The sequence below is a fragment of the Chryseobacterium sp. RLHN22 genome (assembly GCF_051011795.1).
GTDB classification, from domain to species: domain Bacteria; phylum Bacteroidota; class Bacteroidia; order Flavobacteriales; family Weeksellaceae; genus Chryseobacterium; species Chryseobacterium zhengzhouense.
Genome location: NZ_JBPCHW010000008.1, coordinates 19224 through 44354 on the forward strand (window position 1 = coordinate 19224; position 25131 = coordinate 44354).

Annotated in this window: 25 protein-coding genes and 1 pseudogene; 14 read left to right on the forward strand and 12 right to left on the reverse strand. The window is 33.5% G+C overall.

What is annotated here, in order from left to right; genetic code table 11:
- Nucleotides 1-38 precede the first annotated feature (38 nt).
- The 8 genes from ACR1PN_RS09800 (at nucleotide 39) to ACR1PN_RS09835 (ending at nucleotide 9412) form a co-directional block, all read left to right on the forward strand.
- Entirely contained in the window at nucleotides 39-1292 is a 1254-nt protein-coding gene (locus ACR1PN_RS09800) for a pyridoxal phosphate-dependent aminotransferase (protein WP_433979894.1), read from the forward strand.
- Between the two features lie 89 nt (nucleotides 1293-1381).
- Nucleotides 1382-2731, forward strand: coding sequence for a S1 family peptidase (locus tag ACR1PN_RS09805; RefSeq protein WP_433979895.1), 1350 nt, complete (start codon nucleotides 1382-1384; stop codon nucleotides 2729-2731).
- Nucleotides 2732-2744: 13 nt separating this feature from the next.
- Nucleotides 2745-5588 (forward strand): VIT domain-containing protein, encoded by a 2844-nt coding sequence (locus ACR1PN_RS09810; RefSeq protein ID WP_433979896.1) that lies wholly within the window; start codon nucleotides 2745-2747, stop codon nucleotides 5586-5588.
- Nucleotides 5589-5677: 89 nt separating this feature from the next.
- A complete protein-coding gene (locus ACR1PN_RS09815) occupies nucleotides 5678-6274 on the forward strand; it encodes a hypothetical protein (protein WP_433979897.1) in 597 nt (198 codons plus the stop codon).
- A gap of 189 nt (nucleotides 6275-6463) precedes the next feature.
- A complete protein-coding gene (gene kdsB / locus ACR1PN_RS09820) occupies nucleotides 6464-7186 on the forward strand; it encodes a 3-deoxy-manno-octulosonate cytidylyltransferase (RefSeq protein ID WP_433979898.1) in 723 nt (240 codons plus the stop codon).
- Nucleotides 7187-7302: 116 nt separating this feature from the next.
- Nucleotides 7303-7965 (forward strand): histidine kinase, encoded by a 663-nt coding sequence (locus ACR1PN_RS09825; protein ID WP_433979899.1) that lies wholly within the window; start codon nucleotides 7303-7305, stop codon nucleotides 7963-7965.
- A gap of 16 nt (nucleotides 7966-7981) precedes the next feature.
- Nucleotides 7982-8560, forward strand: coding sequence for a glutathione peroxidase (locus tag ACR1PN_RS09830; RefSeq protein ID WP_433979900.1), 579 nt, complete (start codon nucleotides 7982-7984; stop codon nucleotides 8558-8560).
- Nucleotides 8561-8614: 54 nt separating this feature from the next.
- Nucleotides 8615-9412 (forward strand): tetratricopeptide repeat protein, encoded by a 798-nt coding sequence (locus ACR1PN_RS09835; RefSeq protein WP_433979901.1) that lies wholly within the window; start codon nucleotides 8615-8617, stop codon nucleotides 9410-9412.
- A gap of 56 nt (nucleotides 9413-9468) precedes the next feature.
- On the opposite strand, the gene ACR1PN_RS09840 is transcribed toward ACR1PN_RS09835, so the two are convergent.
- Entirely contained in the window at nucleotides 9469-9951 is a 483-nt protein-coding gene (locus ACR1PN_RS09840) for an Lrp/AsnC family transcriptional regulator (protein ID WP_378171671.1), read from the reverse strand.
- Nucleotides 9952-10051: 100 nt separating this feature from the next.
- Here ACR1PN_RS09840 and ACR1PN_RS09845 point away from each other — a divergent pair, with 100 nt between their 5' ends.
- A complete protein-coding gene (locus ACR1PN_RS09845) occupies nucleotides 10052-10963 on the forward strand; it encodes a DMT family transporter (protein ID WP_433979902.1) in 912 nt (303 codons plus the stop codon).
- Here ACR1PN_RS09845 and ACR1PN_RS09850 read toward each other — a convergent pair.
- A complete protein-coding gene (locus ACR1PN_RS09850) occupies nucleotides 10960-11613 on the reverse strand; it encodes a metal-dependent transcriptional regulator (RefSeq protein ID WP_433979903.1) in 654 nt (217 codons plus the stop codon). The two genes, ACR1PN_RS09845 and ACR1PN_RS09850, sit on opposite strands and share 4 nt — an antisense overlap.
- Nucleotides 11614-11698: 85 nt before the next feature.
- On the opposite strand from ACR1PN_RS09850, the gene ACR1PN_RS09855 reads away from it, so the two are divergent.
- Nucleotides 11699-12730 (forward strand): threonine aldolase family protein, encoded by a 1032-nt coding sequence (locus tag ACR1PN_RS09855; protein ID WP_433979904.1) that lies wholly within the window; start codon nucleotides 11699-11701, stop codon nucleotides 12728-12730.
- A gap of 47 nt (nucleotides 12731-12777) precedes the next feature.
- Here the strand turns inward: ACR1PN_RS09855 and ACR1PN_RS09860 are convergent, their stop codons facing one another.
- From ACR1PN_RS09860 to ACR1PN_RS09890, 7 genes and pseudogenes are all read right to left on the reverse strand, one after another.
- Nucleotides 12778-13281 (reverse strand): hypothetical protein, encoded by a 504-nt coding sequence (locus ACR1PN_RS09860; RefSeq protein WP_433979905.1) that lies wholly within the window; start codon nucleotides 13279-13281, stop codon nucleotides 12778-12780.
- Nucleotides 13282-13696: 415 nt separating this feature from the next.
- Nucleotides 13697-14030 (reverse strand): annotated as a pseudogene (locus ACR1PN_RS09865) (DMT family transporter).
- A 98-nt stretch (nucleotides 14031-14128) separates the two neighbouring features.
- Nucleotides 14129-14722, reverse strand: coding sequence for a nucleosidase (locus ACR1PN_RS09870; protein ID WP_433979906.1), 594 nt, complete (start codon nucleotides 14720-14722; stop codon nucleotides 14129-14131).
- A gap of 13 nt (nucleotides 14723-14735) precedes the next feature.
- A complete protein-coding gene (locus ACR1PN_RS09875; protein ID WP_433979907.1) occupies nucleotides 14736-15437 on the reverse strand; it encodes a DsbA family oxidoreductase in 702 nt (233 codons plus the stop codon).
- Between the two features lie 24 nt (nucleotides 15438-15461).
- Nucleotides 15462-16649, reverse strand: a complete 1188-nt coding sequence (locus ACR1PN_RS09880; RefSeq protein ID WP_433979908.1) for an MFS transporter — start codon at nucleotides 16647-16649, stop codon at nucleotides 15462-15464.
- 152 nt (nucleotides 16650-16801) lie between these two features.
- A complete protein-coding gene (locus tag ACR1PN_RS09885; RefSeq protein WP_433979909.1) occupies nucleotides 16802-17719 on the reverse strand; it encodes a helix-turn-helix domain-containing protein in 918 nt (305 codons plus the stop codon).
- Between the two features lie 46 nt (nucleotides 17720-17765).
- A complete protein-coding gene (locus ACR1PN_RS09890) occupies nucleotides 17766-18605 on the reverse strand; it encodes an oxidoreductase (protein WP_378171681.1) in 840 nt (279 codons plus the stop codon).
- 168 nt (nucleotides 18606-18773) lie between these two features.
- Between ACR1PN_RS09890 and ACR1PN_RS09895 the strand changes: the two genes are divergently transcribed.
- From ACR1PN_RS09895 to ACR1PN_RS09910, 4 genes are all read left to right on the forward strand, one after another.
- On the forward strand, nucleotides 18774-19622 hold the full coding sequence (locus ACR1PN_RS09895; RefSeq protein WP_433979910.1) for a M23 family metallopeptidase: 849 nt from the start codon (nucleotides 18774-18776) through the stop codon (nucleotides 19620-19622).
- A gap of 243 nt (nucleotides 19623-19865) precedes the next feature.
- Nucleotides 19866-20105, forward strand: coding sequence for a hypothetical protein (locus ACR1PN_RS09900; protein ID WP_378171683.1), 240 nt, complete (start codon nucleotides 19866-19868; stop codon nucleotides 20103-20105).
- Nucleotides 20106-20118: 13 nt separating this feature from the next.
- The gene (locus ACR1PN_RS09905) at nucleotides 20119-20982 is read left to right on the forward strand and encodes a GLPGLI family protein (RefSeq protein ID WP_433979911.1); all 864 of its coding nucleotides are present in this window, start codon (nucleotides 20119-20121) and stop codon (nucleotides 20980-20982) included.
- Between the two features lie 150 nt (nucleotides 20983-21132).
- A complete protein-coding gene (locus ACR1PN_RS09910; protein ID WP_433979912.1) occupies nucleotides 21133-22146 on the forward strand; it encodes an SDR family NAD(P)-dependent oxidoreductase in 1014 nt (337 codons plus the stop codon).
- A gap of 53 nt (nucleotides 22147-22199) precedes the next feature.
- On the opposite strand, the gene ACR1PN_RS09915 is transcribed toward ACR1PN_RS09910, so the two are convergent.
- The 3 genes from ACR1PN_RS09915 to ACR1PN_RS09925 form a co-directional block, all read right to left on the reverse strand.
- A complete protein-coding gene (locus tag ACR1PN_RS09915; protein WP_433979913.1) occupies nucleotides 22200-23108 on the reverse strand; it encodes a leucine-rich repeat domain-containing protein in 909 nt (302 codons plus the stop codon).
- A 7-nt stretch (nucleotides 23109-23115) separates the two neighbouring features.
- On the reverse strand, nucleotides 23116-24339 hold the full coding sequence (locus ACR1PN_RS09920) for a hypothetical protein (RefSeq protein ID WP_433979914.1): 1224 nt from the start codon (nucleotides 24337-24339) through the stop codon (nucleotides 23116-23118).
- Between the two features lie 180 nt (nucleotides 24340-24519).
- On the reverse strand, nucleotides 24520-25092 hold the full coding sequence (locus tag ACR1PN_RS09925; protein ID WP_433979915.1) for a DUF6261 family protein: 573 nt from the start codon (nucleotides 25090-25092) through the stop codon (nucleotides 24520-24522).
- Nucleotides 25093-25131 lie beyond the last annotated feature (39 nt).

Sequence of the window (25131 nt, forward strand, 5' to 3'; positions counted from 1 at the left end):
TTAATAACTTATAACATTTAACATCTAATATATAAAAAGTGAAAGTTTCAAAATTAGCAGCGAACCTCATTGGTTCTGAAATTGTAAAAATTGGTAATGAAGTAAATGATTTAAAGGCGAAAGGAGCAGAAATTGCCAATCTGACCATTGGTGATTTGAATTCCAATATTTATCCGATTCCTGCAGAATTAAAAGAAGAAATTCAGAAAGCATATCAGAATAATTTAACGAATTATCCACCTGCAAACGGATTGTTATCGTTGAGAAATGAAGTTTCTAAAGATTTAAAATCGAGATGGAATTTAGATTATTCTGCGAATGATATTCTGATTACAGCAGGTTCAAGACCTTTGATTTATGCGGTTTACAAAACAATCGTGGATGAAGGCGATAAAGTAATTTACCCTATTCCGTCTTGGAACAACAATCATTACGCCTATCTTACTTCTGCAAATGCTATTGAAGTAAAAACAACCCCGGAAAACAATTTCTTACCAACGGCTGCAGAATTGAAACCACACTTAGACGGTGCTGTTCTTTTGGCACTTTGTTCACCGCTGAACCCAACTGGAACCATGTTTACAGAAGCTCAGTTGAGAGAAATCTGTGAAATGATTTTGGAAGAAAATGCAAAAAGAGGTGCAGACGAAAAACCGTTGTACCTAATGTACGACCAGATTTATTCTAATCTTACTTTCGGTGCAAAACATGTCGATCCGGTTTCTCTTTATCCTGAAATGAGAGAATTTACGATTTATATAGAAGGTATCTCTAAATGTCTTGCTGCAACCGGAGTTCGTGTAGGATGGGGATTTGGTCCTACTCAGGTAATCGACAAAATGAAAGCTTTGTTGACTCACGTTGGAGCTTGGGCGCCAAAACCGGAGCAGGAAGCTACTGCAAAATATTTTCAGAATGCGGATAATGTAAATGGATTTATCAATGATTTTAAAGCAAAACTGGAAGAAAGCTTAAAAGTTCTTCACAACGGAATTCAGGATTTAAAAAACAAAGGTCTAGCCGTAGAAAGCATCGAACCGATGGGAGCTTTATATCTTACGATTAAATTAGATTATATCGGAAAAACAAAGCCTGACGGAACGGTGATTGAAAATTCTTCAGACTTGGTTTTCTATCTGATTAATGAAGCTGGAGTTGCTTTAGTTCCGTTCTCAGCTTTTGGAGAAGAAAAATCTGAGCCTTGGTTCAGAGCTTCAGTGGGAGGTTTGGCAACTGATGAAATTTCTGTTATGATGCCTAAATTAGAGAATGCCCTAAATAATTTAAAATAGTTTAAAATATTTTTTTAAATTTATACCACAAGTTGATTCTTTTATTAAGGATCAACTTTTTTATTATAAACACTTAATACTGAGCACGAATGGATCATGAAAAAAATGAATCCAACCATAATGAGTTGGATCAGAATAAGCCACAACAGAACAATAATTCGCCTTCTGATGATATTTTGGAACAAAAAAATCTGGGATCGGAAAATTTAATTCCTCAAAATCCTACAGATGAAATCAAAACAGAATCTGTAGACCAAAAATCACAGGAAACTTTACCTGTAACTGAAAAAAAGAAAAGAAACCCCTATAAAATCGCATTTTTCAGCTTAGGAGGAATCATTCTTTTAGGTGGAATTTCTTATTTTGGATATCAATATTATAAAAATCATCAGGTAGAACCTATCACTGAAAATGTCTGTTTAGATACCGACACAAAAATTTATGATGCGTACAAAGATGCTGTTGTTATGGTAAAACACAGATATGCTTTTTTCGCAAAGATTAAAGGAAAGGAAGTTCAGCTCAATATTCCCGAAGCTTCTGAGCAAACCCTTTTCGGAACAGCTTTCTTTGTTGACAAAAAAGGAAATATGATTTCCAACAGTCATGTTCTTCAACCTTGGAATTCGCCTGAAAATATTGATCAAATTAATACAGATGCTTCAAACATCCGAAGAAAAATCGCATCAATTCTTACCACGGATATTTCGGAAGACGGCTATGAAACTTTTATTGCATCCAATTGGGGAAATGCTTCTTCAGAATATAGTGATGAAGGTGAAGGCGATTATCACGGCGGTGAAGGAGAAGCAGATCAGGGAGAAGAATTTGTAACATCGGATGAACCGGCTGTAGATTCAACAGCAGAAGCAGTAGATATTGCAGCATCAATTCCGCAGAAAGATTATGTTTCCGAAGAAGATATTGAAGTTTATATGAAAACGATCGATATTTCGGTGGCTTTGCATAATTCTGCAGAAGAATTTCTGCCATGTACGATTGAGAAAGTTTCGGAAGATCAATCCGTAGACTTAGGGGTTTTACAACTGACTACCAAAGAAACGCCAAATACGGTTGTAAATATCATTAGCCTTGATAATGCTGTAACGGATGATCAGTCTTTGCGTCCAGGAGAAAAAGCAGTAATGATCGGCTATCCTTTAGGTGAAGATTTGGCGCAAACCATTTCCGGAATTAAAGTACAGTTGTATGACGGGCAAATCAGCAAAGAATCAGACGGAACAAAAATTCAGTACAGCGTAACTTCAACGCACGGAGCAAGCGGTTCACCGATTTTTAATAATTGCGGACAATTAATCGCCGTTAATTTCAGCGGCGTTGAAAAAGTGCAGGGTTATAATTTCGGAATTATCGCTAAGGAGATTAATTCTGTGTACCCGTTTTTAGCGGCAGAAGCAAAAGTTGATCATATTAATTAAAACACAATTCATTATGAAAAAAATAATCAGCCTTATGGCAACACTGGCTTTCAGTGTTGCGTTTGCACAAATTCCCACACTGGAAGTGGAGAACCAGAAAAAAAATCCTGTCATTCTTCAGGAAGCTAAAATTGATACCAAAATTTTAGGCAATCTTGCGACAACAACGGCAACATATACTTTTTATAATCCAAGCAACAGAATTTTGGAAGGAAACCTTACTTTTCCGCTTCCGGAAGGTGTTTCGGTGAGTGGCTATGCTTTAGACATCAACGGAAAACTCAGAAATGCAGTTCCTGTTCCAAAGGAAAGAGCTAAAGAAGTTTTCGAAAGCATTGAAAGAAGAAATGTTGATCCCGGAATTATTGAGAAAGTAGAAGGCAACAATTTCAGAACCAGAATTTATCCGTTGCCTGAAAAAGGAACAAGAACCATTCAGATTACTTATCATCAGGAATTGAAGAATTTCGCTTCCGATTATCAATACTTTTTAAGCTTTGCTAATGCAACGACAATTCCTAAATTCAATCTGAAAGTATGGATTAGCGAAACGGCGACTGTACCAAAGATTTTAGAAAATCCTGACGGAAATTTTGCGTTTCAGAAACAGGGAAATCAGTGGATTGCTGAAATTAGCAAAACAGATTTTACACCCAACGAAAGTTTAAAAGTAACCATTCCAAAAAATCAGAATTCATCCAATGTTGTCTTGCAAAAAGCTTCGGGAGATAAATTTTATTTTGCAGCCAATGTAGGATTAGATTTTCCTGTCAAAGAAAAACCTAAATCTCAGAAAATTGCCATTATTTGGGATAATTCTTACAGTGGTTCAAAGAGAAACCGTGATAAAGAATTACAATTTTTAGATGCTTATTTTTCAGATAATAAAAATGTTTCCGTTTCTTTTTCTCTGTTGAATAATACTTTTGAAAAAGCAGAAGAATTCAGTATTTCTCACGGAAACTGGAGCGAACTGAAAAATAGAATTTTAAATGTAAAATACGATGGCGGAACTGATTTCGGAGCTTTGAAAGAAATAAATGGGGTAGAAGAATATCTTTTATTTTCTGACGGAATTTCCAATTTTGGAGATTTAACGATGAAGTTTAAAAAACCTTTAAACAGCATTTCAAGTACCCCGACTTCAGATTTTAACTTGCTTAAATTATTAGCGAATCAGTCTGGTGGAAATTTTATTAATTTAAATGAATTGGATACGCAGTCAGCTTTAAAAGCTTACAAAAAATTACCCGTTCGTTTCTTAGGATTTAAAGAAAATCCGAATATGCAGGAATTGTTTCCAAATATAGGTTCGGTCATCAATGAACCAGTCAATATTTTTGGAATTACAAACGGAAATGCTGGCAAATTAACCGCTGTTTTTTCAGTTGGAAATGATAAATTCGAAACATCGGTAGATTTTTCAAAAGCACAACAATTGGAAAATTGGCAAATCGCACAGTTTTGGGCTCAGAGAAAAATCAATGAGCTGGAATTAAATTCCACACAAAACCGCCAGGAAATTAAAATTATCAGCGAACAATTTGGGGTGGTAAGTAAAAATACAAGTTTAATTGTTCTGGATGATATTAATGATTATGTACGCTACAAAATTATGCCGCCACAGGAATTATTAGCGGATTATCAGAAAATTATCGCCAATAGTAAAGGCAGAGTTTTAGAACAGAGAAAAAATCTTTTATCTAAAGCTTTTGATAAAACGAGAGAATTAAAAACCTGGTGGAATACAGAATTTAAACCTGTAGAGAAAAAGGAATATCCGAAAGTATCAAATCAATCTATAAGAGATACTGTAAACAATCAAAGACTTGAAGAAGTAGTTGTTGTGGGATACAATGCTTCAGCAAATGTTGTAAGAGAAGTATCGAGTTCAGCCAAGATAGTTGAAAAAGAATCTCAACCAAAAGGAAAAATCACTTTAGTCGACGTAGAAAGCACGGCAGAATACATGAGAGATTTTCAGAATTTACAGTCTGCAGATGTCATTTATCAGAAATATTTAGAAAACCGTTCAAAACATGAAAAGCAGGTTTCTTATTATTTTGATATTTCTAAATTACTTTTCAAAAAAGGAGACAAAGCGCTTTCATTAAAAGTTCTGAGTACATTGGCTGAACTTGATCTTGAAAATGAGGAACTGTATAAAACGATTTATTATCTTTTGAAACAAAGAGGTCATTACGATAAAGAACTTTGGATTACACAGAAAATTCTAGAATGGCGACCTTTTGATGCGCAAAGTCACAGAGATTACGCATTGGCTTTGGTGGATAACAAAAGACAACAGGAAGCTTTAAATATTTATAAATCTCTCCTGTATCAGGAATTCACAGACGAAATTTCTATCCGTGACAACGGAATCGAAGAAATCCTGATTATGGAAATCAACAATATTTTAAAGCAAAATAAAAACGTTGATGGAAGCAAAATCGATGACCGTTTAAAAGCAGATTTGCCTGTAGATATTCGTGTAGTGATTAATTGGAACAAAGATAATACTGATATCGATCTTTGGGTAACAGATCCGAAAGGAGAGGATTGCTCTTATCAGCATAAATCGACGGCAATCGGTGGTAGAATCAGTAATGATTTTACGCAAGGTTTTGGTCCGGAACAGTTTTTATTGAAAAAAGCGGTTAAAGGAAAATATAAAATTAAAACCAATTTCTTTGGCGAAAGACAGAATATTCTTTCAGGGCCAACAACGATTATGGCTGAAGTTTACTTGTATTATTCAGACGGAAGACAGGAGAGAAAAATTGCTGTTTTCCAGAGCCAGAAAGAAAACAAACGAGAAAATGACAGCAAAATTCTGATTGGAGAATTTGAGTTTTAAGAAAAATCGCATAAATTGCCAAAGGTTTGTACTTCGGCAATTTTTTTTTGACCGAAATATGTAATTAAAAAAACATTCAGAATTCATCGATGAAATTTTCGAAAAAAACATTTGTTGAAACAAAATGGTTAAGCTTTACCACTTTAGCGGTTATTATTTTGGTTATTTTGAGTGTTTGGCTTTCCGGAACAAATTCTCACCGAACGCTGTTTCAAAATTCTATTGTTTCGACCTCAATTTTAGCCGCAGCATTTTTTATTTTTATAAGTTCTGGACTTTATTTTGGATGGAAACTTAAAGATAATGTAGGTCATATTTTACATAAAGAAAGAATTAAAAAATACGTAGACAAAACTCCGAAAATTGACGGCTTAGATTTCGATGTTCCTGATTTAGGCGAGGCAGAAGGATGTGGAGGTGTGATACTTTCGGTTATTTTATGGATTTTATTTACGGTTGTTCTTGTTTTTCTGTTATATTTTTTAGGAATCTTCTTTTGGGCTACGATTTTATTTTTTGTCGCCATGTTATATTGGATTTTTTTCCGAGCTTTACGATTGGTATTTAAAAATTCGAAAAGCTGTAAAGACAATCTTCTGAAAAGTGTAGCATTCGGATTTTTTTATTCATTTCTGTATATTTCCTGGATTTACGGAATCATCTTTTTAGTTAATTATTTAAACTAAAAATTAAAATGTTTTTACAGCAAAAGAAACAAAAGAATGATTGGAAAAAGACCAAAAAAAGTTAGCAAAATGTAAATTCAAATGTGAATTATTTTTTTTGAAAACTTTTGAAATACTTATTTAAGAACTAAAATCTTTTGACTCTTTTGCGGTCAAAAAATAAATTTTAAAAATTAGACCTATTATAAAATGAAAATTATTGCTGTTATTCCCGCACGTTACGAAGCCAGCCGTTTTCCCGCAAAACTGATGCAGATTTTGGGAAACAAAACAGTCATTACAACAACCTATCAAAATGTTGTGGAAACCGGACTTTTCGATGAAGTTTTTGTAGCAACAGATTCCGAAATCATTTTTAATGAAATTCAAAATCATGGCGGAAAAGCAGTAATGACGGGGCAACATGAAACAGGAAGCGATCGAATTGCCGAAGCAGTACAGAATATCGACTGTGATATTGTGATCAACGTTCAGGGAGACGAACCGTTTTTAAAATTAGAGCCTTTGCAACAACTGATTGATGTTTTTAAAGCAGACGATAATCAGGAGATTTCTTTAGCTTCTTTAAAATTAAAGCTTCACGAAAAAGAAGAAATTGAAAACCCGAATAATGTAAAAGTAATAACCGATAACAATGGTTTTGCTTTGTATTTTAGCCGTTCTGTGATTCCTTTTCATAGAGAAATTTCTTACAATGTTGATTATTTCAAACACATCGGAGTTTATGCTTTCAGAAAACATGCTTTGCTTCAGTTCTCAAAATTGGAAATGAAACCTTTGGAAATTTCAGAAAAAATAGAATGCATCCGTTATCTGGAATACGGAATGAAAATTAAATTAATTGAAACCAATTTCATCGGAGTAGGAATCGATACGCCGGAAGATTTGGAAAAGGCAAGGAAGTTAATTTGAAAATGTGTTAATTCGATAATTTGAAAATTCAACGTATAGTTAGGCATTTTCAAATTATCTCATTTTCAAATTTTCAAATTAAAAAAGCCTTATATTTGAATTTATAAATTGATTTAATGAAGAAATTACTTATCGTTTTCGTTCTGATTATTTCGCAATTATCTTTCGCTCAGACTGCTAAAGAAATTATCGACAAAAACATAGAATTATCGGGTGGATTAACCAATTGGAAGCTTTTAAATTCAGTATTACTTCAGGGAAAAGTAATTTTAGGAATTAAAGATGAATATCCTATCAAAATATATCAGCAAAGACCAAATTTAACGAAAACTGTAATTACAATTGGCGGAAAAGATACTGCGATTGAAGGCTATGACGGAACAAAAGGGTATGCAATGAATTATGCGACCAATAAGTTACAGGAATACAAGGAATATGTTCCTGAAAGTTTCGATAATGATTTTATCGATTGGGAAAATAAAGGTTTTGAAGCAAAATATTTAGGCAAAGAAAAAGTAGGAGAGATTTACTGTCACAAAGTGGAACTGACTAAAAACGTGAACAAAAACTACTATTATTTCGATACAAAATCTTTTATGCTTTTAAAGGAAATGAAAAAAGACGAAACTTTAACATATTCAGATTACAAAAAGGTAGGAAATTTGATGATGCCCTTCAGAATAGAATCATCGAGTGCCAAAAAAGATGGCGATTATGTAATGCTTCTGAATAAAGTGGAAATCAATAAAGTATTTCCGGCAAACAGTTTTAAATTTTAATTAAAAAATTCCAGATATGAAACAGATTTTCATAGTGATGATTTCATTGGGTGCATTCTTTAACAGCTGTGCACAGAAAAAAAATGAAGTTTCTAAAGTAAAAACAAACAAAGTTATGTCAAAATCAATATACGATTACAAGGTAGATGCGCTTGAAGAAGGTAAAACCATTAATTTCGCAGATTTTAAAGGCAAGAAAATTCTTATTGTAAACACGGCTTCAGAGTGCGGATTTACACCTCAATATGCAGATTTGGAAAAGCTTTCAAATGAATATAAAGACAAACTTGTTGTGGTAGGTTTTCCAGCAAACAATTTTGGCGGACAAGAACCAGGAAGCAATGTTGAAATTGGAGCTTTTTGCCAGAAAAATTATGGAGTAACTTTTCCTTTAGCATCTAAAGTTTCGGTAAAAGGCGATGACACTGCGCCAATTTTTAAATATGTTTCAGAAAAAAGTCTGAATGGTGTAAAAGACACAGAAATTCAGTGGAATTTTACTAAGTTTTTATTGGATGAAAACGGTAAGTTAATCGACAGTTTCGTAAGTAAGGTGAAACCAACTGATGAAGCGATTACAAAGTATTTGAAATAAATTATCAAAATAATTTTAAAGTGGATTTTTGATCCGCTTTTTTTATTTTTGAGCATGAAAAAACTATTAATTATTTTAACTCTGATTATTTCAATAAAAGGAATTTGTCAGGAAAACTATTTTTCGGGTAAAAAGAACTACTGCACACCTCAAAATGAAAATTCTAAGAAAAGATTTGATGCGGTAATAAAAGCCCTCCAATTTCCGAATCTATATGATAAAGCTACACGTGCTATGGTAGATGTAGCCGCAAAAGATTCAACATATTGTGATGCATTTTTTATGGCAGGATACCTTTTCAGATTACAAGAAAAGCATAAAGAAGCTCTTACATATTATTACGTTGCCGATAGTTTAGCTCAAAATAAATCATTAGAATTTAAACAGAATTTAGCGATTGAGTTTATGCTGTTTGGAGCTGTTGATAAAGCTCGTAATAAATATGAGGAAATGACCAAGTATTTCCCGACTAATCCGGAAGGTTTCTACGGAATTGGCAATACAGCTATTATTTTAGGAGATTATGATTTGGGATTGAAAAATCTAAAAATTGCAGAAGGTTTGTATGAGAGAGAAGGTGAGGTAAAATCAGATGTGAAATATATGTTTGGTATTTTGTATGCACTCAAGGAAGATTACAGATATAGTCTGCCTTATTTGGAAGAGGTTTATTCAGCATATAAAAAAGATGACGGATATTTAGCACTTTATGCGCTTTCAATGATTATAAATGCTAAAGAAAATAAAGATGCTTCGTTGGAGAAAAAAGCCAGAAAAATCTATGAAAAGATTAAAAACAGCAGTAAAATTGATAAAGAACTTTCTGATAAATTAAAATCTAATTTTCAATAAATTTTTTAAAACCTCTCATCAAGAGGTTTTTTATTTTAAAAATTATGAAAGCTCAGTTATTCTAATTGCTGCAAAATCTCACCCGGCAATTCAAGAGTAGATTTCAGAGTATCCATATTCACCATCGTTCGGAAATGTTTGATATTTTTATTGCTATAAAAAATTTTTCTCGTTAAAATTTCATAATCCTTCATAGAAGGAACTACGATAATCAGGATAAAATCTGAATCTCCAGTTACAAAATAACATTGCTGAACTTCCGGAGTTGATGTGAAAACAGACTTTGCATAATCAAGCAATTCAATCTTTTCGCTTTCCATAAAAACTTCCACAACCAAAGTTACACAATGATTGATCTTATTGATGTCGATTACAGAAACGTCGGCTTTAATGATTCCTGAATCTCGCATCCGTTTAATTCTTCGCTGAACTGCAGCTGCTGAAAGACCGATGCTTTCGCCAATATCTCTTTGTGGAGTTAAATTATCTTTCTGAAGAATTTTTAAAATGGCAGTATCAAATTGGTCAAGTGATTTCACAGTATTGGTATTAATATGAAACAAAATTGCAAAAAACTATCTAAATTTCGTTAAAAAGCAATTGGTTTTTGATGCAAATTTGCAAAATAAATCAATTGGGATGAATGTTTTTAAAGGATTTTTGTTGGCTGTAATCGCAGCTTTGCTTTGGGGAGTTTCAGGAACTTTCGGACAGTTTTTATTTCAGCAACGAGGAATTAATATCGAATGGCTGATTACCATCAGAATGCTGATTTCAGGAATCTGTTTACTCGTATTCGCAAAATTCATCGAAAAATCTGATTTATTTTCTATTTGGAAAAATAAAAAAGATGCCATTCAGCTTACAGTTTTCAGCATCACAGGAATGTTGGCTGTTCAGTACACGTATTTTGCAGCCATAAAACATTCAAATGCTGCAACAGCAACGGTTTTACAATACGCTGGTCCGGTTGTGATTGCGATTTATTTGGCATTTAAAAACAAAAAAATTCCCTTGATGATAGAGTTTCTGGCGATTATTTTAGCGATTGCCGGAACCTTTTTATTGGTCACTCACGGAAATATCGACAGTTTAAGCATTTCAGGAACAGCTTTATTTTTTGGTTTAGCTTCCGCAGTTGCATTGGCAATCTATACTTTACAGCCCGTAAAATTGCTTTCAAAATATAAATCATCGGTTGTAATCGGATGGGAAATGTTATGTGGCGGTTTTGTTTTCAGCTTTGTAAAATCTCCTTTTAGTATTGAAGGAATTTGGGATTTTCAGACGTATTGGTACACCGCTTTTATCGTTATTTTCGGAACTTTGATTGCTTTTTACGCTTATCTTACCGCAGTACAAATTATTGGCGGACAAAAAACAAGTCTTCTCGCTTCAATGGAACCTCTGTCGGCAACTGTTTTGGCGGTACTTTGGCTGAATGTATCATTCTCAATCATTGACTGGATTGGAAGTTTACTGATTATTTCAACCGTATTTTTATTAAGTAAAAAGCCCAAGAAATTAGGTGAAATAAAAGAGATAAATTAATGTTTCACCAAAATCTTTTCTGTTGCTTTTTTGCTGAGAATCTCTGTTTTTCCTGAAATTTCTATTGTAATTGATTTGTCAAAATCTTCAATTTTAAGAATCTTAATTTTCGTATTTAAAAGAAGATTTCTTTCAGTAAGATAATTCAGAAAAGCGTCGTCGGATAAAGTGACAGAAGCAAAAACTACCGTTTCACCTACTTTACAGTTGCTTAATTTCTGTAAATCCTGGGCGATAATATTTCCGTCTTTATCAGGAATTGGTTCGCCATGTGGATCAAATTTAGGATAATCCAATATTTCATCCATTTTATCAAAGAAAACGTTGGAATGAACGTGTTCTAATTGTTCTGCAATCTCGTGCACATTTTCCCAGCCGAAGTTCATTTTTTTAACCAGAAACATTTCGGTAAGACGGTGTTTTCTTACAACTAAAGCAGCTTCACGCCGACCTTTTTCGGTAACTTTGAGGGGCTTATACGTTTCGTAAATTACCCAGTTTTTCTCTGCGAATTTCTTCATCATGTTGTTAACGCTCGGCATTTTTACATTGAGAAATTTGCTCAACTCGTTAATCGTCACTTTCCCTTCATGGTCAACTACATGAAACAAAGCTTTCAGATAATTTTCTTCTGTTAATGTTGTTTTCAAAATGTTAGATGATTTTCATTACAAATCTAACAAAATATTTTTTAAACATGGGTCTTGTTCGTTTAAGTTTTTTTAATTTTACTCTATGAAATTTTCCTTTAAAAACGATTATTCTGAAGGTTGTCATCCACAGATTTTAGAATCTCTTCTTCGGAATAATCTCGATCAGCAGGCTGGTTATGGCGATGATGAATATTCTCAGAAAGCTAAAAGTTTAATTAAAAATAAAATTGAAAATCCTGATTCTGAAATTTATTTTGTTTCAGGCGGAACACAGGCGAACCTGATCGTCATTTCTTCGATTTTAAGACCTTATCAATGTGTAATTTCGGCAGCAACCGGACATATTTTGAACAATGAAACCGGAGCGATTGAAGCAACCGGACATAAAGTTTTGAGCATAGAAAAAGAAGACGGAAAACTGACTCCTTTAGATGTAATTCCTGTTTTAGAAAACCATAAAAATATTCCACATCAGGTAATGCCGAAGTTGGTTTATATTTCAAACTCGACAGAATTAGGAACGATTTATTCTAAAGAAGAACTGGAAAATCTTTCAATATTCTGCAGAGAAAATAATCTTTATCTTTTTATGGACGGAGCAAGATTGGGTCATGCTTTAACATCCGAAATCAGTGATTTAACCTTAAAAGATATTGCTAAATTGACTGATGTTTTTTATTTAGGCGGAACTAAAAACGGAGCTTTATTAGGAGAAGCAATTGTCATCAATAATAAAGATTTGCAGCTGGATTTTGCCTTTAATATCAAACAAAAAGGTGCGTTGCTGGCCAAAGGAAGACTTTTGGGAATTCAGTTTTTGGAATTGATGCAGAATGATTTGTATTTTGATTTGGCTAAAAATGCTAATCAACAAGCAATGAAGATTAAAAAAGCATTTTCTGAAAGGGGAGTGCAATTCCTTTCTGATACGTATACCAATCAGATTTTCCCAATTTTAAGTAATAAAATGATTGAAGTTTTATCTGAAAAATTTGAATTTTATGTCTGGAAAAAAATTGATGAAAATTTATCGGCAATTCGTTTGATAACTTCATGGAATACTCATAATGAAGCTGTTGAAGATTTTATTCAGACTTTTAACAGTGAATTATAAATAAAAAAATGCAGCTTCTAAGAGCTGCATTTTTAATATGATTTAAATTATTGCAAAGCTTTTGAAACAGTTTTGCAGTCTGCGGACTCCAGTTTCTGACCGTCTTTGTATGAAATTTTCTTTTCATCGGCATAACGCATTGTTCCGTTTTCATCTTTTTGATTTCCAATTCCTTCTGTCAAAGTATTTCCTTTTTGGATGAAGAAAATATCTCTTTTGCTGGTAGTTCCTTCTGAGGCAAATTCGTAAGTCAGTTTCAAAGTGTCGCCAGATTTAAAGCCTGATAATTCACCTTTTGAACTGTCTTTTTCACTGTTTTTGTAAGCCATTTTTCCTGAAAATGTACCTAAGTTGTCATCCAGACTCACAAAAACACTGTCTTTTCCGGTAACGCCAACATAACAGAATGTTTTAGCGCCTAAAGTGTCTACAACCGGTTCAGCGGGAGTTTCGATAGAATCTGTAGTCGTTACAGGTTTTACAGTTTCATTTTTTTTAGTACAATTCATCAACAAAACAGAAAATGCACTGATTACAATATACTTTTTCATAATTTCAATATTATGTTAAATTTTATATCTGCTAATTTAATCATTGTGATTTGAATGATGAAGATTTTTAAAGTAATTCTAATTTAACGGGAAGCTAATCGTTGAAAATCGGTTAAGATTTTTCTTCCAAGAATTTGTTTGATTCCTAACAGTAGTTTATTAATTTTTTAAATATAATTATTGAAATAAATACAAAATGCTAATCGCTGAGAATCGCTTAAAAAATATAAATTGAATAACTGATCGAATTAAAAGATTTTTATCAATTATAAATTGGGTTTATTCTCTAAAAGATTCCACTAATTAGCATTATTATTACTTCACACTTCATAGTATAAAAAAGTCCTATAATTTATATTATGTTAAATTGGATATTTTTCTATACATTAAAAAACCTCAATATCTCTTTCTATAATTAATGAGATGCCGATTTTGAAAATATATTGATAATAACAACTCCAATAATGATTAAGGCAATTCCTAAAATTGCAGGAAGATCAAGAGTTTGTTTGTAAACAAAATAACCTACCAAAGAAATTAAAACAATTCCAACGGCTGACCAAATTGCATAAGCAATTCCAATTGGGATAACTTTGATCGCATGAGTCAGTAAATAAAACGAAGCTGACATTGCTATAACAAAAATTATAGTTTGTAAAGGTTTTGTAAATCCTTCAGATGCTTTTTAAAAAAGATGTTGCAACAGATTCGAAAAGTATTGCAAATGCTAAAAATATATAATTTTTCATGGTTAAAATTGAATTTCTATATTTAGATTACTCTTCAATTGTATCATTTTTCCGGAAATATTCTCCATAATTCATCAAAGATTTATTTTTTAATTTTCCTAAGGTAAAATCTTTGTAAATAATATTTGTTTAAAAGCTTCAGAAGCTAAGTGTACCTGAACCGACCAATCATCTGCCGCTTCACTTCCGGCATCATCGGAAATATATTTTAGACATAAAAACGGAATATTTTCCTGTCTTGCAATCAATGCTAAAGGATAAGCTTCCATGTCAATAACATTATATTCTGTGTTGATGTGATTCATCTCAAAACTGTCACCAGTTCCACAAATTCCTTCTTTCAGATTATCCATTTTTAATCCGTTTTCCAAAATTATAGGAATATTACACAGCGGAGTTTCAAATTTTTTAAAGCCTAAACCTCTCACATCCATATCACGCTGAATAAACTGAGTACAGCAAATGACTTCACCTTTCTGAAAACCGTTTCCACCCGCTGAACCGAGATTGACAATCAGTTTTGGTTTTTTCTTCTGGATGGCTTTTGTAAGTTCAATTGCGGCATTTACTTTTCCGATTCCGGTAATTAATTTTCTGGTATGATCAAAAACTTTTCCGGCTTCATAATCCAGTGCAAAAACAAAAAGTGTCTCTGAAATCGGATATGCTAATTCTTTATTTAAGGTAATCATGAATTATATTATGTTAAATTGAGCAACCATTTGCGTCACAGGAAAGATTATTTTGAGAAGAATTATCTTTAAAAGGAACTACCGTTTCCTCATAAGTTTGGGTTAATGCATTCTTTAAAACTTCTGCCGGTTGAGCTCCTGAAACTCCATATTTTCCATTTAGAATGAAAAATGGAACACCTGTAATTCTGTTATTTCTGGCTTCTAAAATATCCTGATTGATTTCGTAATCAAATTCTTCTGATTGTAAAGAATTTTTTGCTTCTTCAGCATCGATTCCTAAAGAAATTGCTAAAGAAACCAAAGTTTCGATGTCTCCAACATTTTTACCATCCAGAAAATGCGCTTTGAATAACTCCTCCTCCATTTCTGAAGATTTATTGTATTTTTTAGCTAAATGAAGAAGTTTGTGAGCTGTAAAAGTATTGGTAATCAATGCTTTTTCAAAGTTAAAATCAATTCCTGAAGCTTTTCCCATTTGTATCACCTGATTCGTCATTTGCTTTGCCTGTTCTTCAGAAAAACCTTTTTTCTCTCTGAAATATTCTGCTGTTGTTTTTGTTTCCGACCGTTCTAAAGTTGGATCCAGCTGAAAACTCTTCCACTCTACTTTTACTTCATCTTTGAAAGGTAAGCTTTCCAAAGCCTGTTCAAAATTTTTCTTTCCGATATAACAAAACGGACACATTACATCCGACCAGATTTCTATTTTCATTTTATTTTTATTTTAAAGTATTGATTATTTTTCAGTATTGATTTTCCTTGCAAATAAAACATGCGCTACCAAAGCCAATAATCCCATCGTAACACCCACAAAGCAAACACCGTCCCATTGTGCATATTGCCATGCAACAGAAGCAATATATGTTCCCAATGAACCTCCGATAAAATAAGAAACCATATAAACCGTGTTTAATCGGTTTACCGCAGTAGTTTTCAACAGAAAGTAATTGGTTTGGTTCATAATATGACTTGACTGTACTCCTAAATCAACGAGAATTACCCCGACAATCAGTCCCCAGTAAGTATTTCCTGCAAAATAAGTGAATCCCCAGCTTCCGATGAGAATTAAAAGAGCATAAAAAATAATACGGTTAATGCTCATTCTCTTTTGTAAACTTCCAACTTTTGCTGCGGCCAAAGCTCCGACTGCACCTGCTAAACCAAAACTTCCCACAACAGAAGCTCCGACTTCAAACGGCGGTCTTTCCATATGAAAAACTAACGTCGTAAACAGAGCGCACATCGACCCAAATGCCATTGCTCCACGGAAAGATGCTAATTGTAAAACAGGTTGTGTTTTTGCAAGATTCCACACAGAATTCATCAGTTCAAAATAAGTTCCTTTGAAATTAGGCTTCATTTCGGGAAGCATTTTATAGACAAAAATCCAGACTAAAAGCATTAATCCCGCTGCAATTCCGAACATACTTCTCCAGCCCCACATTTCGCCAACGATTCCACCTATAAAACGGGATAATAAAATTCCTAATAATAATCCAGAAACAACCAGTCCGATGTTGGCGGCTTTTTCTTTTTCTGAGGATAGTTCTGCAGCAATCGGTACAAATAACTGAGGAATTACGGAAGTAGTTCCAATCAATAGACTTGCCGCGTACAGCATCCATAGCTCTGTAGCGAATGTCATCCACAAAAGTGCTCCAAAAACCAAAAGTAAATCAATTAATATGAGTCTTTTTCTTAAGAATTTGTCACCTAGCGGAACAATTAGCAACAATCCTATTGCATAACCTATTTGTGTTAAAACAGAGATTTTTCCGGCTGCACTTTCGGTAACATTTAAATCTTTTGAAATTAAACCTAATAAAGGCTGGTTATAATAATTATTGGCAACAACAAGTCCTGAAATAATTGACATTGACCAGATTACCGTTCTGGAAATTCCTGATTGAGTAGAATTGAGCATGAAAATGTAAGTTTGAAATCTCTTCTGATGAGAAAACTTAGGTAAAGATAATGATTAACACGCCATTTTTCAGAACCGAGGTATAAATAAAATGAATATTTTGGATTTAAATAATCATTAAAAAAGTATTTTAAAATGAGGGCAATTTGGTTTTAATTGAATGATTTCCTGAATTCCAAAGGCGAAATATCTGTTTTAGCTTTAAATAATTTACTGAATGACTGTGAGTGCTCAAACCCTAGTTCATACGCAATCTCACTTACTGTAAGATCAGTTGTAGACAGCTTTTCTTTAGCTTTTTCAATCAATTTTCCGTGGATGTGTTGCTGTGTGGTTTGCCCGGTAAGTGATTTTAATAAAGAGCTTAAATAATTGGTCGAAACATTAAGCTGTTCAGCGATTAACTGTGCTGTTGGAAGCCCGTTGTTGATGATATTTTCATTGGTAAAATATTCTTCCAGGAAAAATTCCAGTTTATCTAAAACCTGGTGATTGCTTTTCTTTCTCGTAATAAACTGTCGCTGATAAAAACGTTCGCAATAATTAAGAATTACTTCAATCTGTGAAATGATGATACTTTGCGTGAACTGGTCAATTCCCGACTGATATTCTTTTTCAATTCCTTTGAAAAGCCCGATTAGGGTTTCTTCTTCTTTTTCGGAAAGAAATAATGCTTCGTTTACATCATAACCGAAAAATTCATACTTATGAATGGTTTTTGCCAAAGGTGTATTCCAGATAAAATCAGGGTGAAATGCAAGAAGATATCCCGAAGGTTTTTTATCATATTTCTCAATAATCATTTTCACAAGCTGTCTTGGTGCGATAAAACAAAGCAAACCTCCATCAAAATCATATTGACTTTGACCATAATGAAGCTTCCCTTGCAAATCTCTTTTAAAACCAATAAAATACAAATCCTGAATCCAGCTGATTTCTGATTCTTCAATCTGATATTCTACCTGACTGTAATCAACAAGGCTGATCAACGGATGTTGCGGTTGTGATAAGCCTGAAATTTTGTGAAGTTCAGATACCGTATCGATGCTGTATAATTTTCTGTTTGCCATATTTTTTAAAAATTAGGCAACAGTAAGAAACTGTTGCCTTACAAATTTAATAATCTGTTGAAATACTTAGAGTTTTAAAGTCTGAAATTTCAGCTTGAAGTGAGCTTAATTTACTATTCGCCATCTGAAATGCATCTGAACCTAAAACCAAATGAACCGGTGGATTTTCCATTGCCGCCAATTCTATCATTGCCGCAGCTGCTTTTTCAGGATCTCCAGGCTGATTTCCGTTGATCTCTTTTTCGTGCGCAGCCTGAACTTCTCTTGCTGTTTGGTAAGCTTCAATTTCACTTTCAGGAGTGCGAAGTGAACCTCCCGTTAAGAAATCAGTTCTGAAATATCCAGGATAAATTACGGTTGCATTGATGCCGAATTCTTTTGCTTCAGCAGCTAATGATTCTGTAAATCCTACAACAGCAAATTTAGTTGCACAATAAATTCCCCATCCAGGAAAGTCGCCCGAAAGCCCGCCAATAGAAGCAATGTTAATGATGTGGCCGTTTTTTTGTTCTCTTAAATAAGGCATTGCTTTTCTGATAACATTTAACGAACCAAATACATTGGTGTCGAAATTTTTACGGCTTTCTTCATCTGTTAATTCTTCCAGAGTTCCCAACTGTCCGTAACCGGCGTTGTTGACAATAATGTCGATCTTTCCAAAATGATCTGCTGTTTTTTTGATTGATTCTGATACACTAGCTTCGTTGATCAAGTCCATTTCCAGAGGAAGGAAGGATGCACTTTCAGAATCGACTGCTGATTTCAATTCTGAAACATTTCTGGAAGTTGCAGCTACAGAATGTCCTTCATTTAATAATCTTTTTACCAGGGTTAAACCTAAACCTTTTGATGCTCCGGTTACAAACCATACTTTTTGTGTGTTCATTTTTTAATTATTTTAATTGATTAATTTTTACAGTACAAAGTTGAGAAATCAAGAAAAGAACAATGTGACCGAATCAAAGATTGTTGTAGCCAAAACTAAGGCTTGTGTTGATTTTATTTTCAAGTACTTGTGAAAAATTTACTTATTTTTGATTGAGATACAAACGTCATGAGGGTTAGCAAAGCAATATTTATTTTTATATATCTGTTTTTTTCTTTTTGTAATGCACAGGAATTACCCGGAGAAAAGTACTATCAGTTTTCGTTAGATTTCAAAACAACCTATGAAAATGATACTGTTGCTATTGTTCTTTACAATCCGTTATCCTGTCCGTTGAGGATCAATCTTTTCTCTGATTATTTAAAAGAAAATCAAGTAATCGATGACACTCTGAAATTTGTAATTCATGAAAATTCAGAAAAAATATTTAAAGCTTATAAAAGAAACTTAGTAAAAGAAAAAGTAAATTTTTCCTCAGTAATAATATCATTAGGTGACGAAAATAAAAAAATCACCCCAACTAACCTTGCACTACCCTTTCCTCAGGGTAAAATGTATAGAATCATGCAATCTGATAACGGAAGCTTCAGTCACGACAGTGATTACAGCAGATATGCAATTGATTTTAATATGAAAACCGGCGATACGGTGACCAGTGCAGATGATGGTTTCGTAGTAGGTGTTATAAAAGATTATGAATTTGGAAAGGAAGACAGACAATGGATTCCGTATGCCAATTATATTACCTTATATCACCCTCACAGCGGTATTTTTACACAATACGTTCATTTAAAAAAAGGCGGGAGTTTGGTGAAGGTAGGTGATGCTGTGAAAAGAAATCAGCCCATCGGATTAAGCGGAGCAACAGGCTTTGTTTCTGGTGAACATCTGCATTTTAATGTTTTGGTTCCCGATAAAAATATGACTCTGAAATCGGTACCTTTTACATTTGAAAATAACATTTCTTCCAAAAGTCTCAAAAAGAACATGAAAATGACCAATCTAAAAATAAGGTAAATCCATTAGGAGAAATCATAATCTGATGATTGTTTAATTTTTAGTTAAAAAGATATTAGAATTCATAAATAATAATAAATTTTACACATTGTGGAGATTTATCTGTATTTTCGTTTTATTAAAATCGAATATATGAAAAGATACTTTACAATCTCTGGCATTTTTATGTTTCTGCTTTTTTCACAAATCTCATTTGGTCAGGAAAAAAAGGTGATGAAATCATTTTCGTTTAAATCTGATAAATTGAAAAAAAATTCAGAGGACAAAACCACAACTTACGAGGGAAACGTAACAATGAAAAACGATAACATTTCTTTTGAGAATGCAGAAAAAGTGATTTACAACGGAGAAGATGAAACATACACGATTTATCGGCCAAAAAACTTTAAGATTCTTGCTGCGAAATCTGTTCATAAAACCGGTAAGCGAGAAGATTCGCATGTGATTATTTACAGTATGAAGGAAGAAAGCGTTACCTTTTAAGATCAATAATCTTATGAAAATCAAATTCTCTATTTTTTTAGTTCTTCTTACAGGATTTTGTTTTGCGCAGTCTAACCAATTTATTTACGAATATAAATTTAAAATAGACTCGTTAAACCGGGATAAGTTCGATTCTGAAAACATGGTTTTGCAGACCACACCAAAGGGTTCTAAATTTTATAGTCAGGCAAAACAAGTATATGATTCTACAATGACTGCAACTTTTAAGAATGCAAAAGCAACACAGCAGGCTCATTTTGATTTCACAGGTTTAAAACAGGCAAAAGTAAATACAGAAGTCGTAAAAACATATCCTGATTACAAGCGTACTTTGAAAAAAGATATTGGTTCAAATCAATTATTAATTAACATTGATAAAAAACTTGACTGGAAAATCAGCAAAGAAAAATCTAAAGTTTTAGGATATGAAGTTCAAAAAGCAACTACAACTTTACACGGAAGAAAATGGAAAGTGTGGTTTGCTCCTGAAATTCCATTGCAAGACGGTCCGCATGAATTGTATGGTTTGCCCGGTTTAATTGTAAAAGCTGAAGATACTAAAGGAGATCATCAGTTTACACTTATTGGAACAAAAAAAGTAATTGCTGATTCTGATAATCTGCTGAGCAAAAAAAACAGGGAAATTGGAGTAGACGAACAAAAATTCAGAAAACTTTGGGCTGATTACAAAAAAGATCCTGTAAAAGATATGCGTCAAACCTTAGGCTCCGATTCTGTAAAAGCTTCGATAACTTTTGATGGGAAAACTTATTCACAGGAAGATATGATGCGGGAAATTGAAAAAGAAAGAAAAGAAGAGCTTATAAAAAACAACAATTTTCTTGAACTAGACTTATATCAATTAAACACGCATTAAATATTATTTCAAATCAGACACGAACGTAATGGTTCGTGTTTTTATTTTTTAATGGATTGAATTAAAATTAATATTCAAAAAATTCGTATTTGGTGTAAAAATAGATAGGTTTTAAACAACACTTATATCAAAATCTATAAACATCACCATATGAAATCACAAAACAGTTTAGAAAAAAGAAGTCTCCGTGGTAAAACCGTCGTTGTAACGGGCGGAAGCAGCGGTGTCGGAAGAGCTACTGTTGAAGCATTCGCTTTTGAAGGCTGCAACATCGTAATCGCAGCAAGAGGTCACGAAGCTTTGGATGAAACATTAAAAATATGTCTTGATCTCGGCGTAAGTGCTATCGCAGTACCTACCGATGTTTCAAAAGCTGAGGAAGTTGATCATCTTTTGAAAGCTGCAGTAAAAGAATTCGGAAGAGTTGATATCTGGGTAAATAATGCCGGAGTAATGGCAAGCGGAAAGTTTGAAGAAATTCCTATGGAAGTTCATGAGCAGGTGATCAAGACCAATCTTTTCGGGTATATGCACGGAGCGTATTCGGTTTTACCGCTTTTTAAAGAACAGAATGAAGGAATTTTAATCAATAATGTTTCCATTGGCGGATTTATGCCGGCTCCGTACAGTGCGGTCTACTCTTCCACCAAATTCGGAATCCGTGGAATGATGGAATGTCTTCACGGCGAAATCTCAGATTATCCTGATATTCATATTGCCAACCTTTATCCCCAGATTCAGAGATCAACAGGGAATTCCCATTCGGCAAAGTTTTCGGGCTTAGATTTTAAAATTCCGCCATTTGCTTCCGATCCTAGAGATACAGCCGATAAAATTGTACAGTTGGCGAAAGAGCCTCAGAAAGATCTCTTTCCCGATGTGCGTTCAAGAGTTTTAGTAAATCTTTACGAAATGTTTCCAAAAGTTATCATCAATACCGCTTCAGCAGGAATGCGTGTGATGATGAAATTAAAAAATGGCGAACCCACATCAGGAAATGTTCTTGAGCCGTCTTCAGAACCGCACAAAATATATGGTGATACTATTCTTCCTGTTCCCGGAAAGAAAACGAAAATTGCTTTGGTTGCAGGACTTGGATTGGGCTTGGCTTTTATGCTGCTGAAATCGAAGAAATCACATCATGATATTTATCTGGATGATTGAGTTTGAATTATAAATAAAAAAGAGAATCTTTAAAGACTCTCTTTTTTTTGCTACTATTTACAGGTATTTAGACTAATTTTCTCCCTATTATTTTCGTTTATAATTTTTGTGTCAAAATCATTATAACAAAACGTGTTGATATATCTGTTGCCTTCTATATTAAAATTGGTAAAAGGTTTTCCGTTGGTTTTGATGTTGAGATATTTAATTCTGTTGTATGAACAATTGATGCTGTTAAGTTGCTTGAAATTTTCAAAATTTAAACTTGATATTTCGTTGTAAGAACAATTTATTCCTTCTAAGTCTTTCAGATTAGTCATTTCAAGATTTCTGATATAATTATTTTCGCATCGTAAAATTTTCAGGTTTTTTAAATGATTGATAGAAATCTCCGTCAATCTGTTACTTTCACAGTTTAAATCGGTAAGTGAAGATATTTGAGACAAATCAAGCGATATGAGATCATTTGTTCCGCAATATAATCTTTTCAGATTGGGAAGTCCTGCAAGTTCAAGCTTTTTCAATGAAGACCAGCCGCAATCAATAAACTCCAATTTAGGCATGTTTTTAAATGAAAGCTGACCTAAAGATTTATTAAACGAACAATCGAGATAAACCAGATTTTTAAGGTTCTCCACTCCGTTCAAATCCTTCAGCGTTTCTGCTTTAATCATCAACGTATTAAGATTCTTAAAAATTTCGATTCCTTTTAATGTTACTACGGCTGTCTTTTCAATATTAAGACGGGCAACTATCGCAGCTTCGTTTGCCGAAATAATTCCGTCTCTGTTGGCGTCAAGTTTTAAAGACTGATAGGTAGAATCTACCGCAATACTGTTTTCTTCATTGGCGGAAAGAAGATATTTCAATAAATTCTGGTCAGCGATTATATTCTTTTTTGCAGATTGTGCATTTAAGCAAAAACTTAAAAACAACAATACGAATGCAGTTATATATTTCATTATTATTTTATTTTACAATTACTCTCCAACCTTCGCCTTTTCCGAGGAGCATCAGTTCATTATTTTTTAGCGGTAAAATTTTAATAAGTCTGTTTTCTGCATATCTGGAACCATATTTCAAAATCCTGTCTTCTAACAGTTTTCCGGTTAAATCAAACTTTAGGTAGACAGAAAAAGTTCCATTTTGGTACATTTCACCCACCAAATGTAATTCATCATTTACAATTACGCCATCATAAAAACTCTGTGTAAATTTGCCTTTGTCGGCAGAGGGAACATACGTGAATTCTTTTACCTTTTCGAAATTCATGTTAAAAACTTTCACCATGGTATTTCTGATGTTAATCTTTTTATCTGTAAGTTGTTCCTCTGTATATTTTACACCCAAAACATAAATCAGATCTTTGTGTACAATTACTTTTCCGCTGAGAAAATCAGATTCAGAGATTTTTTTATGTTTTGTGATTTTGTGTGTTGAAAGATCGTATTCCAGAATATACGTTTTGTATTTCGTCGCATAGATATTTTCTTTATCTCTTTCATCGACGCCATTCGTTGTGATATACAGTTTATTGTTGATCATCGACACCGAAAAACTAAACTTATTGTAGAAATCAAACGGCGGCTCGATATAGCTGATCCTGTGATTCTCTATTTTCTGTAAATCATTAGAAATAAAAGTCACATTAAGCTCCAAATCACGGTAAAAACCAGATTCTGAAATCACATAAAATCCTTCTTTTGTATTGAAAACCATTGGGTCATGCATGACGCTCACTGAAATAGATTCAAAAAGTTTGTCCTGCAATACATCAAGGTTTTCATTGATTTCTCTTAACCATAAATACGCACGGTCATCAATTTTTTTTGAACCCAACTGTATGAATCGGTTATTGTTGATGCTGTAAACCGTTTTCATAAAAGATTCTTTTGTATAATCTTTATTTTCGCCGAGCGTAGTTTTCTTAATCAGTTTTCCGCTCTTATCGATTTTAATAATGGCGGAATTACGTTGGGTATTATCTTCTTCTACAAAATTCTGCCCTGCAACTAAGTATCCATCATTTGTTTCGACACCGGCTTTTGCAAAATTATTATCTACCGGAAAATAGCTGATGTTGAGTTTAAAGTCTTTATCATTGTTAATATCAGTATTCTGTGCAAAGCTGAGTACTGCAGCAGAAATCCCAACAATAATCTGAGTTTTAAAAAATAGAGTTTTTATGGTCATAAGATAAGTGATGATGCGTTTTTGTACGACGGCAAAATTGTAAAAATTATTTAATGTGAACAAATGTTCAATAAAAAACGAGAACCTTTTAGAGATTCTCGTTTACTTATTAACCGCCCCCGTTAAAAAATCTTCCAATTTTCGTCACCCCTTCAAAGCGGGCAAATTTTTGCAATTCAATTAGCTGTTGTTTGTAGGTTTGTTTTGGGTGGAGTTTTTTGCGGCTTTTACGTGCTCATTTAAATCAGCGTACAACAATTTCCAGTCTGGGACGTCTTTCATGGCAGTGATGAGGTTGAGGAAAGATTTTAGTGTTTTCTCCAAATCTCTGCGGATTGCCGTTGCGCTTTTCATCATTCGGAGATTGGCATTGGCTCCTGCCTGTTCGGCGAATATCAATTCGAAAGCTTCATGCTTAGACTTCATGTCATTAAAAGCGGTTATCAGTGAAAGAGCATTAAGCTTTTGAATGTTTTCTGGTTTTTCAAGGTCTTCGATGAGCTTTTTCATCTGTGCGGTTTGTTTAGAATAGCTCTCCCGATCCATATCTATTCCGTAGAGTCTGAAAATCTGGTAGAGATCTTCGGCAAACTGATAGTTTGATAAAGTGGTCATTTTCCGGTAACCGTTCAGAAAGTTTTTCAGGACTCTGAAAGCATTGTCCCTTTCTGCGTCTGCATTGGCAACGTTTACTTTCTTTTTTGTTAGCCACAGTTTGCGGGAAACAAAAGTAAAAGTTGTTTGGTTACCCACGGTTTGTTTGAGACTGAAGGAGGAGTTGTGTGGGTTGAA